Source organism: Marnyiella aurantia (assembly GCF_014041915.1).
GTDB lineage: Bacteria > Bacteroidota > Bacteroidia > Flavobacteriales > Weeksellaceae > Marnyiella > Marnyiella aurantia.
The window spans coordinates 1,693,348-1,707,307 of sequence record NZ_CP059472.1 but is presented as its reverse complement, the minus strand read 5'-3'; the positions used below and the strand labels follow the sequence as shown (position 1 = coordinate 1,707,307).

The 13,960-nt window shown below is 43.0% G+C and carries 13 protein-coding genes; 7 read left to right on the top strand and 6 right to left on the bottom strand.

All coding sequences use genetic code 11. The annotated features are described in order from the left end of the window. Window positions 1-3: 3 nt before the first annotated feature. The 3 genes from H1R16_RS07865 to H1R16_RS07855 form a co-directional block, all read right to left on the bottom strand. On the bottom strand, window positions 4-762 hold the full coding sequence (locus H1R16_RS07865) for a type III pantothenate kinase (protein WP_181887124.1): 759 nt from the start codon (window positions 760-762) through the stop codon (window positions 4-6). A gap of 18 nt (window positions 763-780) precedes the next feature. Continuing rightward, window positions 781-2,625 carry a M1 family metallopeptidase gene (locus tag H1R16_RS07860; RefSeq protein ID WP_181887125.1) on the bottom strand — a complete coding sequence of 615 codons (1,845 nt, stop codon included), beginning with the start codon at window positions 2,623-2,625 and terminating at the stop codon, window positions 781-783. 87 nt (window positions 2,626-2,712) lie between these two features. Continuing rightward, window positions 2,713-3,522: a GLPGLI family protein gene (locus H1R16_RS07855; RefSeq protein WP_181887126.1), complete on the bottom strand. Its 810-nt coding sequence runs from the start codon at window positions 3,520-3,522 to the stop codon at window positions 2,713-2,715. 150 nt (window positions 3,523-3,672) lie between these two features. On the opposite strand from H1R16_RS07855, the gene H1R16_RS07850 reads away from it, so the two are divergent. From H1R16_RS07850 to sufD, 4 genes are all read left to right on the top strand, one after another. Next, on the top strand, window positions 3,673-4,002 hold the full coding sequence (locus H1R16_RS07850; protein ID WP_181887127.1) for a HesB/IscA family protein: 330 nt from the start codon (window positions 3,673-3,675) through the stop codon (window positions 4,000-4,002). A 46-nt stretch (window positions 4,003-4,048) separates the two neighbouring features. Further along, a complete protein-coding gene (sufB, locus tag H1R16_RS07845; RefSeq protein ID WP_181887128.1) occupies window positions 4,049-5,497 on the top strand; it encodes a Fe-S cluster assembly protein SufB in 1,449 nt (482 codons plus the stop codon). A 64-nt stretch (window positions 5,498-5,561) separates the two neighbouring features. Then, complete coding sequence (gene sufC / locus H1R16_RS07840; RefSeq protein ID WP_181887129.1) at window positions 5,562-6,305, top strand: Fe-S cluster assembly ATPase SufC; 744 nt, start codon at window positions 5,562-5,564, stop codon at window positions 6,303-6,305. Between the two features lie 18 nt (window positions 6,306-6,323). Next, entirely contained in the window at window positions 6,324-7,631 is a 1,308-nt protein-coding gene (gene sufD, locus H1R16_RS07835) for a Fe-S cluster assembly protein SufD (RefSeq protein ID WP_181887130.1), read from the top strand. Window positions 7,632-7,701: 70 nt separating this feature from the next. Here sufD and H1R16_RS07830 read toward each other — a convergent pair whose 3' ends face one another. Then, on the bottom strand, window positions 7,702-8,790 hold the full coding sequence (locus H1R16_RS07830) for a DUF3078 domain-containing protein (protein ID WP_228451379.1): 1,089 nt from the start codon (window positions 8,788-8,790) through the stop codon (window positions 7,702-7,704). Window positions 8,791-8,978: 188 nt separating this feature from the next. Here H1R16_RS07830 and H1R16_RS07825 point away from each other — a divergent pair, with 188 nt between their 5' ends. From H1R16_RS07825 to gdhA, 3 genes are all read left to right on the top strand, one after another. Beyond that, the gene (locus tag H1R16_RS07825; RefSeq protein WP_181887132.1) at window positions 8,979-9,752 is read left to right on the top strand and encodes a rhomboid family intramembrane serine protease; all 774 of its coding nucleotides are present in this window, start codon (window positions 8,979-8,981) and stop codon (window positions 9,750-9,752) included. Window positions 9,753-9,782: 30 nt separating this feature from the next. Further along, window positions 9,783-10,892 (top strand): DNA-processing protein DprA, encoded by a 1,110-nt coding sequence (gene dprA / locus H1R16_RS07820; protein WP_181887133.1) that lies wholly within the window; start codon window positions 9,783-9,785, stop codon window positions 10,890-10,892. Between the two features lie 186 nt (window positions 10,893-11,078). Further along, on the top strand, window positions 11,079-12,437 hold the full coding sequence (gdhA, locus tag H1R16_RS07815; protein ID WP_181887134.1) for an NADP-specific glutamate dehydrogenase: 1,359 nt from the start codon (window positions 11,079-11,081) through the stop codon (window positions 12,435-12,437). 148 nt (window positions 12,438-12,585) lie between these two features. Here the strand turns inward: gdhA and H1R16_RS07810 are convergent, their stop codons facing one another. Both H1R16_RS07810 and H1R16_RS07805 read right to left on the bottom strand, forming a co-directional pair. After that, a complete protein-coding gene (locus tag H1R16_RS07810; RefSeq protein ID WP_181887135.1) occupies window positions 12,586-13,014 on the bottom strand; it encodes a hypothetical protein in 429 nt (142 codons plus the stop codon). Window positions 13,015-13,304: 290 nt separating this feature from the next. Continuing rightward, window positions 13,305-13,922, bottom strand: a complete 618-nt coding sequence (locus H1R16_RS07805) for a hypothetical protein (RefSeq protein WP_181887136.1) — start codon at window positions 13,920-13,922, stop codon at window positions 13,305-13,307. Between the last annotated feature and the right edge of the window lie 38 nt (window positions 13,923-13,960).

Genomic DNA, 13,960 nt, shown 5'->3' with positions numbered 1-13,960 from the left:
AGGCTACAGGTCTTTACCCAGATAATAAAGGCCTTTCAATGTATGCAGGCGGTCCGCTACATGAATCTTTTCCGTTAAGGGTTTATAAACATGGGAAACGCCGCCCGTAGCAATTACGAAGCACTGATCCTGCACCTCATCGTTGATGCGGTCTATAAAACCTTCAACCATGCCTAAATAGCCGTACACCATACCGCTTTGCATGCAGCTCACGGTATCCAGCCCCAAAACGCTTTTAGGTTTTATAAGTTCAATTTCCGGCAACTGTGCAGTATCATGAATAAGCGAGTTCAGGGAGGTAATGATGCCTGGCGCAATGATCACCCCTATAGTTTCACCGTGTTCGTCCAGACAGCTGGCTGTTAATGCCGTACCGAAATCAAATATAATTTTCTTTCTTTCGGGATACATATAATGGGCTGCCACAAGATTGGCATAGATGTCTGTTCCCATCTGCTCAGATTTGGGCTGTACAGGCGACGGCGTTTTACGGTCTACCAAAACGGGCCGCCGGTTATGCATTTTCTGGATAGCTCTGGTTATGTCGTAGGTGAGTTGGGGTACCACGGAACCGATGATAATTCTGTCCACCTCGGAAGCGTCTATTTTATGCGCATGGTACATCATCATGAACTGCATCTGCAGCTCATCACTTGTCCGGTAAGGCTTCGTATTAATAATCCAGGAAATATCACAGTTGTCGTCATCAAACAGTCCGAAACGGATATTGGTATTGCCGATGTTTATTACAATAGATCTCAAGTGAAGATTGGCTAGCTGTTACTTTATTTCGATAAAATTATCTGCAGGATTTACATCGGCCAGACGCTGTGAAAAGTCAATTCCAAGCGCTGATATCTGAGCTTTGGAGTACGGTATCGTAAACGTATATTCTTTTTGTGTCCATGGCCAGTAATTAAGGGTGGTAAAGCTGCCGTAAATATCCTTTGATTTCCACGTGTGGGTCATATTAAGCGGTATCTGATAGTTCACCACCTTGTTATCTTTGGTCAATACTGAGAAATCTACCGGCATGGGAATGCCACCTTTATTCTCCAGTGTAACAGTAGTGGTATTGCCGTCATGTTTCACCTCTTTTACAGCATAATCGATGGTCTTGGTGGTGTTTATCCAGTAATGCTGGAACCATTTCAGATCCATGCCCGAAACTTTCTGCGCCACATGCATAAAATCGCGGTCGGTAGGATGTTTCAGTTTCCACTGGTTGTAGAATTCTTTCATTACTGAATTCAGGGTGTCCTCGCCCATAATATAACCAAGCTGAACCAGGAAAAGTTCACCTTTAACATAAGTCGCAAAGGAATAGGCAGTACCGTTCTCATGATGGTCGCCCAGCCACACTGCGGGTTCCTCAATACCTCTTTTAACAAAATTACGGTAGTTATTCAGGCTTCCCAGGAAGGGGTTAGGCTCCGGTTTTTCCGGTGGAAAAAGCTGGTGCATAATCCTACTGTCATAATAGCTGGTAAAGCCTTCATCCATCCATGGTCTTACGCTTTCATTATAGGCCATTATCTGTTGGTTCCAGGAATGGCCGCCTTCATGCACCATCAGTCCAACCAGATCTTCCAGCGTCCTGGCTTCGCCTAACATCATCGTTACCATGCCATATTCCATACCGCCGTCTCCACCCTGAACAAATGAATAGCTGGGGTAGGTATAGCGTCCCAGCGAGCTGTTCATCAACTGAAAGAACTTCTCAACATATGGTTTGGACTCTTCCCAGAATTTAGTTTTGTCCGACTTCTGATAAACATAAAATATTTTCGGTCCGTCCAGAACAGTAAAGGTTTCCACAGTATAATCCCTGTCAGCTGCCCAGGCAAAATCAAGCATATTTTTGGCATTCCAGCGCCATGTTACTTTATTATCAGGGCCCGCTTTCACAGAAGCGTTTGGCGAATAACCTTTCACTTCGTTTGGATTCAGGAGCGTTCCTCCTGCTCCGATCACATAATCGCGGTCGATTTTTATGTTAATGTCAAAATCAGCAAAAGGTGCATGGAACTCTCTACCGATATAATCAAAAGTCGCCCAACCGTCGTAATCATATTCGGCTAGTTTGGGGTACCACTGGGTCATCGTCATATCAATTCCTTCGCGGTTATTACGTCCGGCGCGGCGAATCTGCATAGGAATCACGGCGTCCCACTCCATCGTGAATGTGCTCGTGGAATTAGGTTTTACAGGTGTATCCAGAGTAACCTTCATTATCGTTTCCTGAATTTCGAACTTCAGATTCTTACCGTTCTGGCGGATCCAGTGTATGTTTTGTGCACCTTCTTCACTTTTAGGAATGGAAGCCAGTGTTGAAACACCTCCTTTCTGCAAACGTGAATCACCGTTCTTGCCCAAATTTTGGGTACGCTGATCCATCATGGAGCCGGGCTTAAAGGCATTCCAGTAAAGATGAAAGTACACCACTTTCAGTTCGTCCGGCGAATTATTGGTGTAAGTGATGGTCTGCTTTCCGTTGTAGGTGAAATTGGCTGCATCAACATCAATATCCATTGCATACTTTGCAAACTGCTGATAGTAGGGACCCTGCTGACCTGAAACAAGTGCACCAAAGAAAAGAATAACGATTATTAAACGTTTGCTCATGAATTTCTTAATTTAAAAACGGGAAGATAAGAATTTTTATTTTTTGGAACGAATTGAAGCGGTTGAAGACCTCCTGGTCCAGGGCAACTACCTTTCTATTGGATTGCTTGTCCTGTCCATTGTTTCTTTTACACGAATTTCCATTTCTCTCCTGCGGTTGGGATCAGCCTGCGAAGCACCGCGGTTTCCGCCTCTTCCTGAACCAGCACGGTTCATAGCCGCGGACGGATCTGCCCTGAACTTTTGGTTTTGCTTTTCGAAGTCAACCCGTTTTAACTGTATAATATTCCCCCGCGTTACAAACTGAGCGGGTTCCGCAATTTTCTTCACTTCCTTTAGGTTAAATTCGTAATCCCCGTCTGCATCCTCCACCTTTACAATCAGTCCCGGAAGACCTGAAAACTTATATGGACCTTCCTGCAACGGGATGTCCTGCGTAAACCAGGCATTCCATTTACGGCCTGCAAAGTCGGTTTCAGCTTTCTGTGTTTTATACGTTCCAATAACCGCTGTTTCGGGCAGAATCTTCCAGTCCAAGGTTCTGTCTTCCTGATATTGGTACTGATCGCGGCCAATTCTTCCTACAAAAGATATTTTTTGCTCGTTAAGATTTTTCTCGATCCTGTAGTCAATATTGGTGCGCAGTTCAGCAGCCTGGGCAGGATTGAAATTCCGGGTATCTCTCATGCGTTGCATTATAGAATCCCGCTTTAAGCTGTTTTCACCGTAAAAAATGGATTTGCTGCCTGCCACGTCCAGGTAGGCCAGTTCTTTCTGAATAAAAGTGCGGTCGGACACGCTGGGCTTCATTATTACTTCGTATACAAAACGGGTGTTCTGCGCGTTGAAAAATCCGGAAAATAGTGTACAGAAAAAAAGGAATGTTAATTTATTCATAACTCTGATTATAGAACTTAGATGAATGCATAGCACGATTGTTAAGGCACCGTGCATCTATTTCGGTAATAGACAAATATACCGTCACGAATTTGATTTTCGTTATATTATTAGTAATTTTGCAATCTAAAATCAGTCTAAATAAAAACAATGATAAAAGTTAGCGATTACGCAAAAGATAAGGCTGTTCAACTCATGACAGAGGAGGGCTTTAAGCCTTTCGAAGACTTTATCCGGGTTGGTGTAAAAAGTGGAGGCTGCTCCGGTCTGGAATACGTCTTAAAGTTCGACAGCGAAAAAACCGAAGCCGATCAGGTTTTTGAAGATAATGGGATAAAAATCATTATAGATAAAAAATCCATCCTTTACCTTGCAGGTACCACTCTGGAATATTCCGGCGGGCTTAACGGAAAGGGATTTGTGTTTAATAACCCCAATGCAAACCGCACCTGCGGCTGCGGGGAATCTTTCAGTTTATAAATTTCACCCGGCGCAGTGATCTGCGCAGTGTGGGAATAAAGAAATAATGGCAAAATATACAGAAGACGATCTAAGAGAAGACCTGAAAACCAAGGAGTACGAAGCTGGTTTTTATACGGATATTGAGTATGAGTATTTCCCTACCGGATTAAGTGAGGAAATCGTACGGATGATCTCGGCCAAGAAGAATGAGCCTGAATGGATGACCGAATGGCGTCTTGAGTCATTCCGGATTTGGCAAAAAATGACAGAGCCCACCTGGGCCAATATAAAATACGAGCAGCCGGATTTCCAGGCGATCAAATACTACGCAGCTCCAAAAGTTAAACCCGAACTGGCCAGCCTTGATGAGGTAGATCCGGAACTGCTGAAGACCTTTGCGAAACTGGGCATTAACATTGAAGAGCAAAAAAGGCTCTCCGGTGTTGCTGTGGACATTGTGATGGACTCAGTTTCAGTAAAGACTACATTTCAGGAGACGCTGAAGGAAAAGGGAATTATTTTCTGCTCCATTTCAGAAGCTATTCAAAACCACGGTGACCTGGTAAAAAAATACCTTGGTAAAGTGGTTCCAAGAGGTGACAATTTTTATGCAGCGCTTAATTCCGCGGTTTTCTCGGACGGAAGTTTCTGCTATATTCCAAAGGGAGTAAAATGTCCTATGGAACTTTCCACTTACTTCCGTATCAACCAGGCCGGTACCGGACAGTTTGAAAGAACTCTGGTTATTGCTGATGAGGGCAGCTACGTAAGTTACCTGGAGGGATGTACAGCTCCCGCGCGCGACGAAAACCAACTTCACGCTGCCGTTGTAGAACTTCTTGCGCTGGACGGTGCAGAAATAAAATATTCCACTGTACAGAATTGGTTCCCCGGTGACGAAAGTGGTAAAGGTGGAGTATATAACTTCGTAACCAAACGCGGAATCTGCGAGCGGAATGCCAAAATATCCTGGACTCAGGTAGAAACAGGATCTGCAGTAACCTGGAAGTATCCGAGCTGTATCCTGAAAGGGGACAATTCCGTTGGTGAGTTCTATTCAATTGCCGTTACTAATAACCATCAGTATGCGGATACGGGTACCAAAATGATTCACATAGGCAAGAACTCGCGGTCCACGATTATCTCTAAGGGAATTTCGGCGGGTAAGTCGAACAACTCCTACCGTGGTTTAGTGAAGGTAATGCCGTCTGCCAAAGGGGCAAGGAACTTTTCGCAGTGCGACTCCCTGCTTATGGGTAATGAGTGCGGCGCTCATACTTTCCCCTATATTGAGATCAAGGACCCCACTGCACAACTGGAGCACGAGGCTACGACTTCAAAAATTGGTGAGGACCAGATATTTTACTGTAACCAGCGAGGCATTGATACCGAGCGCGCGATTGCACTTATCGTAAACGGTTTCAGTAAAGAAGTTCTGAATAAACTTCCAATGGAATTTGCCATTGAAGCCCAGAAACTTCTCGAAATATCACTGGAAGGATCCGTAGGATAATAAATCATTTTAACAAACTGCAAACAGGACCTCAAAAGGCAACCTGTCAATCAATATAACTAATATGCTAAGAATTAATAATTTACAAGCCCAGATAGAAGACGGAACTCAAATACTGAAGGGCGTAAATCTGCAGATCAATCCGGGAGAGGTTCATGTGATTATGGGACCCAACGGTGCCGGAAAATCTACCCTGTCTTCAGTTATTGCCGGCAAGGAAGACTATGAAGTTACCGCTGGCGAAATCATCTTTGAAGGTCAGGATATTGTAGAGGATGCTCCCGAAGACAGAGCACATAAAGGTATTTTTCTTTCTTTTCAGTATCCGGTAGAAATTCCGGGGGTTACGGTAACCAACTTCATGAAGGCAGCTCTTAACGAAACACGGAAAGCGAACGGACTTGCAGATATGCCTGCTAAGGAAATGCTGGCGCTGATCCGCGAAAAATCTGAGCAGTTGGGCATTAAGAAGGATTTCCTGTCCCGTTCCCTGAACGAAGGATTCTCCGGTGGGGAAAAGAAACGTAACGAGATCTTCCAGATGATGATGCTGAATCCTAAGTTGGCCATTCTGGATGAAACCGATTCCGGACTTGATATTGATGCCCTGCGCGTAGTTGCAGACGGCGTGAACGCCTTCCGCAATTCTGGAAATGCGGTGCTTATAATTACCCATTATCAAAGACTTCTTAACTATATTGAACCCGATTTCGTTCATGTACTTGCCAACGGGCAGATTATTAAGACTGGCGATAAAAATTTGGCGCTGGAGCTGGAAGCTAAGGGATACGACTGGCTTTTGAACTAATTTGAAATAAAAATTATAATGGCTTTATACGAGCAAATCATAAATACACATTCCCAATTCCTGCAAAGCCTGCAGCATTCGTTTTTGGACGACAGCAGAAGCGCTGCACTGGCACGCTTTGCCATGCAGGGATTTCCAACAAAAAAGGATGAGGAATATAAATACACCAACCTGAAGGAAATTACAGAGAAGGAATACAATTTCTTTCCAAGACCGGAGCATACCATCAGCCGCGAGCAGATAGACGAGCTGCACCTGGGTGAAGAGAATTTTGACTGGATTGTGTTCATCAACGGGAAACTTCACAAAGAGTATTCGAAGATCTCTATTGAAAACGCCGAGTTCCTTTCCTTCAACTATGCACTTAACGATCCTGAATACCGCGAGGTTTTCGATAAGTATTTCAATACGGTAGCTTCTCAGGACCTGGCTCTTACCAATCTAAACCAGGCGTACTGCAAACACGGATTCTTTTTGAAAGTTCCAAAAAACGCGGTTATAGAAAAGCCTATTCATGTATTCTATATTTCGCAAAATCAGGATACACATACCTTCTACAATACCCGAAATCTGCTGATTGCGGAGGAAGGTTCAAAAGTTGAAGTGATCGAGAGCCATCACAATTTTGATGATACATTTGTATTCACCAATACCGTAACCGAAATCTTTACCTATCAGAATGCAAAGGCGGACTGGCACAAGGTTCAGAACGACAGTCCTAACACTTATTTGATAGACCACACATTTGCTAAACAGGAACGTGACAGCCTTACTACGGTAAATACATTTTCCTTTGGGGGTAAACTGGTTCGTAACAACTTGGATTTCATTCACAACGGCGAGAATATTAACTCTTTTATGAACGGCATCACCATCATCGGCGATGAGCAGGTTGTGGATCATCATACTGCTGTACACCACAGGACACCTAACTGCGAGAGTTATCAGAATTATAAGGGGATTTTTGGCGATAAGTCGCATGGTGTCTTTAACGGAAAGATTTTTGTTGATAAAATAGCTCAGAAAACCAATGCTTATCAGCAAAATAACAACGTGCTTTTGGGCGAAGGTGCCTCAATTGACACTAAACCTCAGCTGGAAATCTTTGCAGACGATGTAAAATGTTCTCACGGCTGTACAGTAGGTCAGTTGAACAACGATGCCATGTTCTATCTCAGAGCGCGCGGAATTTCCGAAAGCAAGGCACGGGCACTTCTGCTCTATGCCTTTGCCAATGATGCCATGCAGAATATTGACATTGAACCTCTTAAAATAAAAATTTCCAAACTGCTGGCTGAGAAGCTTGAAGTCGAAATGGAGTTTTGATAAATAAATCAGAAAACGAAAAAACCGCCAGCTTTTAAAGTGGCGGTTTTTTCGTGGCATGCTGTCAGATTTACTTAGCGATAAATGGCTTAATTGCCTTCTTGGCCCTCAGCTTATCTGTTGACTGCTCGCCTATATTGTACGAAAAGCCTATCCCGAGTGTCTGCTTACGCTGAAGCTTCTGTATCTGATCGTGATCGTAGGCCAACTCCAGACTTAATAAAGTAGAAATAAAGCGGTTCAGTTTGATATTCAAAACACCGTTGTAGGCAATATCTACCCTTTCCGGGTGGCTCACATAATTGCTGAAAAAATTAAGTTGGTTATCCAGGTTCATATCCTTATATATCTTAAGTCTGTACAGGATGTTCATCATGGCACCTATCTCACTCCTTACGCTTTGTCCGTCCCTTTCCAAACCGTAACGGCCGGCTCTTTGAAGAAGCGGGTCCGTCACAAAAGTGAATTTTCCGTTCGCAGGTCTAAGGATTATCTGAAAATTCTCAGTAGGATTATAAGAGAAACCAATACCGGCATTAACATATCCCGGCGCCATGAACCTGGAGATCCTGTCCTGGTAAGAGGGATCCGGAGTTTCACTATAATTAAAACCCGGAGCAAACTGTGTTACAAGCTGAAAACCGGTGGACAGGTAGTAATGTTTTCCCAGATCATAGCCGTAATTGCTCATAAAGTTAATGAAATCTTCTGTTTTCCGGCTGGTCTGACCTTCCGCTGCATTCCAGCCGAAGCCTAGCTGCATTATGTTTTCCAGATAATGCTTCTTGTTTTTGTAACTGAGGTTATAATTCATTTTTCCGATAGCACCGATGCTGTTATTACCGCCGGAGTTCCAGTTGGAAAATGAGGCTTGATTAAAGACGAGATTGTTTTGACCGAAGAAGTACCACTTTTTCTCAGCCGAAAGGTTATTTAGAGCAAATGGGGTAATGGGCACTTCTTCCAGAATCTGGGGAATGATGACCTCGTCACGGATCACTATCGTATCCCTGAACTTGGGTTCGAGTTCCACCATAATGGGATTGGCCAGACTGTCCAAATTAAGATACCTGGCTTTCCAGTGCTCATACTGTATAGAATCAACAATACTTCTGGACCCTGACTCCGTTTGGGCCAAAACCGATGCCGAAAGGAGCATCAAAAAAAATAATATAGACCTTTTCATAATTCGCTTCGTAATATCGGGGCAAAAATAAGCCTTATGTACGATATGAATCCATTATAATAATTATACGTACATTTTGGCCTGCAAATGAGCGCTTGGGTCAACTTAACAGCCAAATTTGCCACCATTCGGTTTTGGCTTTTGTTTTGAAAACTTCCTGTATGATCAAAAACCATATTTCTGCTGGCACAATACTCTATCCCACCGGCATGCTGCTGCTCATGTGGCTCGGATATCTGCTACAGAATCTGGGGTTTTTTCAGGACTGTTGGGGAGCCATCATCCCACTGGTGCCTTCCGGCCTTAAAGGAGTTTTCCTTTCTCCGTTGCTGCACGGCAGCATGGACCACCTGCTCAGCAATTCTATTCCCATCTTCATTCTCTTAGGGCTTCTGTTTCATTTTTATCCCACCGTTGGCAGGAAGATCCTGTTAGGTGGTTGGCTTTTCACAGGCTTGCTGGTATGGCTGCTGCCACCCATCGATATTTTCACTGGTAAATATATGTACACCTGCACCATTGGCGCCAGCGGCGTGGTGTACGTACTGGCCTTTTTCCTGTTCTTTAGCGGCGTGTTCCGCTGGAATATGAAGCTGCTTACTGTATCTATGGTAGTCGCCCTTTATTACGGCGGTCTGGTTTGGGGTGTGCTTCCTGAAGAACTGTTTTCCGGTAGTGATAAGCCCAGCAATGTTTCGTGGCAATCCCACCTGGCCGGAGCCACGGTTGGAACCATAATGGCTTTTGCATTTAAGAATGCTGGCGAGAAGAAGAAGAAATACATCTGGGAATTTCCTAACTTTTACAGCGAGGCTGATGATAAGCTGTGGCAGGAATACCGCGAAAGGCATCCTGATGATTTTGCAGACATGCCTCAGAAAAAACGGGATGAAGTATGGGAACGCCTGGACGAGCTGCGGGACAGCAGAAAATAATTCTCTACCTTTGGTTAAATAACGTCTATTATGTTTACGGACGAACACCTGTATTCCATCGCTTTACGCAAATGCAGTAATGTAGGAGACATCAATTTCTACAAACTTGTCAGTGCAGTTGGTTCTGCGAAGGAAGTTTGGAGTTTTCCCAAGCGGGAACTTTCCAAAATCCTTGGCATTGGCAATAAAACGCTTCATGAAATAGGTTCAGCGGAAGTGCTGTGTTCTGCTGAAGAAGAGATTAAATTCTGTGAACGAAAGCAGCTTCAGATACGGCTCAGGCACCTGGGACAGTTACCACCACTTCTTAACGAATGCGAAGATGCGCCAGCTGTTCTGTATCAGAAAGGCGATTTCAAAACGGACCAGCAGGCTTTTTCTATGGTGGGAACCAGGAATATTACAGCCTACGGCAAAGGCTTCGTTCAGGAATTCTTTCAGGAAATCCGGAAAACAGGGATCATCTCAGTAAGCGGACTTGCCCTTGGGGTAGATACCGAAGTTCATGAGCAATCAATCAAACAGGAAATTCCGACTGTAGCTGTTTTGGCGCATGGATTCCACACCATGTATCCTGCAAAAAACCGAAAACTTGCCGGCCGGATACTTGAGCAGGGCGGAGTACTACTGTCGGAATTTAACAGTTCACAGAAGCCGGACAGGGAAAATTTCATTCAGAGAAACAGAATTGTCGCAGGTTTATCTGAGGCTACAATTGTGGTAGAGACCGCGTTCGGCGGTGGCTCTGTAAGCACCGTGGGTTTTGCAAACACCTATAACCGGGAGGTCTATGCTTTACCCGGAAAGATTACGGACAAATACAGTCAGGGCTGCAATATGGTCATTGCTCAGAATAAGGCCAGAATCATCAGCACAGTAACCGATTTAGTGGATGAATTAGGTCTGGACAGCAAAAAGAGTTTCATGGAACCACTGTTTCCCAAATCTGAACTTCGGCGCCAATTGTCTGAAGATCAAAAACTCATCTACCAGATCATTATGGACAATCCCTACATTTCTCTTGACGAAATTGCAGTTAAAACCTCCTCGGCATCACATAAGATTCTCAGTCATCTTCTTGAACTGGAACTTAATGGGTTAGTTAAGGCGCTATCCGGGAGGCAGTATACCGCAAATTAGCAATATTCTGTTTCCCAATATTACATCATATTTGCCAGTAGCTTAGCTATTAATCAGAAAAGCGCAGTTAATTATGAATTTAATAAAATATCATCAGTTTAAAGTTCAATTTTTATCAATACCTAAATTAATAACCGAAAGTTTTGGAAAAAAAATTAAATTTGTTGAAATCATCAAGCCTCATTTATGGAACACTATAATGTAGATCAGAAAATTCAGGAATTTATTGCCAAAATTGAGGCAAAAAATCCTAACGAGCCCGAGTTTCTTCAGGCTGTAAAAGAAGTCGCGGTAACGGTAATTCCCTTTATTGCAAGCAGACCTCAGTATAACGGCATGAAGCTTTTGGAAAGAATGTCCGAGCCGGAACGCACCATAATTTTCCGGGTTCCATGGGTTGATGATCAGGGTGAAATCCATGTAAACCGTGGCTTCAGGATTCAGATGAACTCCGCCATTGGGCCGTACAAGGGAGGTATCAGATTCCATCCTACTGTAAACCTTTCTGTACTTAAGTTCCTGGCTTTCGAACAGACATTCAAAAACTCCCTGACTACTTTGCCAATGGGCGGTGGAAAAGGAGGTTCAGATTTTGACCCACAGGGTAAATCGGATATGGAAGTAATGCGTTTCTGCCAGGCCTTCATGACGGAAATGTGCAAGCATATCGGTCCGGAAACCGACGTTCCTGCGGGAGATATCGGCGTAGGTGCAAGAGAAATCGGTTACCTTTTCGGTCAGTACAAGAAAGTTAGAAACGAGTTCACCGGTGTTCTTACGGGCAAAGGTCTTGCGTACGGAGGCTCTCTTATCCGTCCGGAAGCAACCGGTTACGGTGTCGTTTACTTCGCCGAGCAGATGCTTAAGACAATCAATCAGGATTTCAAAGGGAAAACTGTTACCGTTTCCGGATTTGGTAATGTAGCCTGGGGTGTTATCAAGAAAGTGGAAGAACTGGGTGGAACCTGCGTTACTATTTCAGGTCCGGACGGTTATATATATGATAAGGACGGAATTACAGGTGATAAAATTGATTATCTGCTGGAACTTCGAGCATCCGGTAATAACCGCGCTGAAGATTACGCCAAAAAGTTCCCCGGTGCAGAGTTCCATGCTGGAAAACGTCCGTGGGAAGTAAAGTGTGATGTAGCCATTCCAGCTGCCACACAAAATGAACTGGATCTGGAGGATGCAAAAATATTAGTTGATAACGGTGTGATATGCGTAACTGAAGCTGCCAATATGCCAAGCACACTGGAAGCTATTAACCACTTCCTGGAGCATAAGGTTCTGTTTTCACCGGGCAAGGCTTCCAACGCAGGAGGTGTAGCTACTTCGGGACTGGAAATGACGCAAAACTCTATCCGTCTGAACTGGAGTTCTGAAGAGGTGGACAGCCGTCTTAAGGAAATTATGATCGGAATCCACAAAGCCTGCAGAGATTACGGTAAGGAAGAAGACGGATATGTGAACTATGTAAAGGGAGCAAATATCGCCGGATTCGTGAAAGTTGCAGAAGCCATGCTTGCGCAAGGTGTTGTGTAAGCCTTCGATATAAAAAACCTGTCCCGGGTTAATGGGTAAAAGTAAAATGAAAGGATAAAGAGCACTGGTTTTCAGTGCTCTTTGTTTTTGAAGTATTAATTGTGCAAAATTATTAAAGCCCAAACTTCAGAGGTCCTGGCCTGACGTCCTACTTTTTATTTACGGTCATCAGGGTTTCCTCCGTTACTTTATACTCCCCTTTCTGGTAGGTATCTTTGCTTGAGAGGAGCACCTCGTAAGTATAAATACCTTTCGGTAAATTGTACGTACACTCTTTCTCGTCCTTTTGAATGACGAGTTCTTTTTTTATTTCCTCTTCCTCTATTGTTCCCAACATTCTCACCGTAATCTTCTCATCCATTTTATTTTTAAAGCAAAAGCTTTCTACGGTTTTAGCATTAGGATCGGGCATCTGCTTAGTACTCGTTAGGGAATTACCCCTTATGGCTTTATAGCCTTCAAAAAGCAGGTTGCCGACAAGTATACCGCGGTCGAGATTGGTAATAGTGGATTGGGCAGCAAATATTAGTGGAAATAACAGTAAAGTAATTGTTTTAATTCGTTTTAATCTTACCATTTTTCTTGAATGATATAATAGAAATCACCATGAGAATACCAAGATTAAATAAAAGATACTTTTTAGAAAATTGATTATAACTTTCGTTTCCGTTGATAAAAAACCTAAAGTTTCTGTATTCAAAGGAGTTTATTGTATCACCATTAATGATTATTTTAAAATATTCAATTAGAACTCCTAATACATTAATTACGAATATAACCAAACAGGTCAAGCAAATAATTTTAAGAAGCTTAATCAAAACAATCTTGGTTTCCATAGTACAATGATTATTAAATCTTAAATATAAATTAGTGCGTGATAACTAATTGTAAATTTTCTGGATTTACAGGTTTGTTTGTGGTAGATATCGTAAAACTTGTAAATGCTAACTCGCGATCTCTAATATTAATTTTAGGCATAGAATTTTTTAGACTTATCGTTAGGCAATCACAGTCAAAAGACACTTCCCAAGTAGTTGTTGAACTACCATCAGAATTTTTAATAGTCTTCTTATACTTAACCTTAACACAACATGCGACAACAAGAACAGCAATGATAACTGCTGCTGCTGGTCCTCCATTCACTTCTGCAGGCGGAAAATCAGTTGCCGGGAAGGATCCCACCAGATCTCCCCCATTGTAGAAATCCACAACAGCATTTTGATCTATACCAGAAAAAGCTAAATCGCGCTCACTCTTTAACATGTTGAATTTCAAAACATCGTTTCCATCTGAACGATAAGAAAAATTATAAGGTTCATTTAAGTCAATGTTTTCGAGATTAAAACTACTAGGTATCGCGCGCGCTTCGCCAACCATTTCAATTTCTTGGCCATTAATTGGCAACGTAACTAAATCCTGAGCTTTTAAATTGCCTGCAAAAACATAAAGGCACAGCATGAGTACTAATTTAAATAAATTTTTCATAATGGATAATTTTTTAATGTTTAAATAATTTTTTGTTA

What these genes read in the sequence shown, in the direction of transcription:
- H1R16_RS07825 (WP_181887132.1), top strand. Translation starts at nt 8,979, where the DNA reads ATGATCAAAAACCATATTTCTGCTGGCACAATACTCTATCCCACCGGC.
- H1R16_RS07810 (WP_181887135.1), bottom strand. Translation starts at nt 13,014, where the DNA reads ATGGTAAGATTAAAACGAATTAAAACAATTACTTTACTGTTATTTCCA.
- sufD (WP_181887130.1), top strand. Translation starts at nt 6,324, where the DNA reads ATGGCTTTATACGAGCAAATCATAAATACACATTCCCAATTCCTGCAA.
- H1R16_RS07855 (WP_181887126.1), bottom strand. Translation starts at nt 3,522, where the DNA reads ATGAATAAATTAACATTCCTTTTTTTCTGTACACTATTTTCCGGATTT.
- gdhA (WP_181887134.1), top strand. Translation starts at nt 11,079, where the DNA reads ATGGAACACTATAATGTAGATCAGAAAATTCAGGAATTTATTGCCAAA.
- H1R16_RS07860 (WP_181887125.1), bottom strand. Translation starts at nt 2,625, where the DNA reads ATGAGCAAACGTTTAATAATCGTTATTCTTTTCTTTGGTGCACTTGTT.
- dprA (WP_181887133.1), top strand. Translation starts at nt 9,783, where the DNA reads ATGTTTACGGACGAACACCTGTATTCCATCGCTTTACGCAAATGCAGT.
- H1R16_RS07850 (WP_181887127.1), top strand. Translation starts at nt 3,673, where the DNA reads ATGATAAAAGTTAGCGATTACGCAAAAGATAAGGCTGTTCAACTCATG.
- sufB (WP_181887128.1), top strand. Translation starts at nt 4,049, where the DNA reads ATGGCAAAATATACAGAAGACGATCTAAGAGAAGACCTGAAAACCAAG.
- H1R16_RS07830 (WP_228451379.1), bottom strand. Translation starts at nt 8,790, where the DNA reads ATGCTCCTTTCGGCATCGGTTTTGGCCCAAACGGAGTCAGGGTCCAGA.
- sufC (WP_181887129.1), top strand. Translation starts at nt 5,562, where the DNA reads ATGCTAAGAATTAATAATTTACAAGCCCAGATAGAAGACGGAACTCAA.
- H1R16_RS07805 (WP_181887136.1), bottom strand. Translation starts at nt 13,922, where the DNA reads ATGAAAAATTTATTTAAATTAGTACTCATGCTGTGCCTTTATGTTTTT.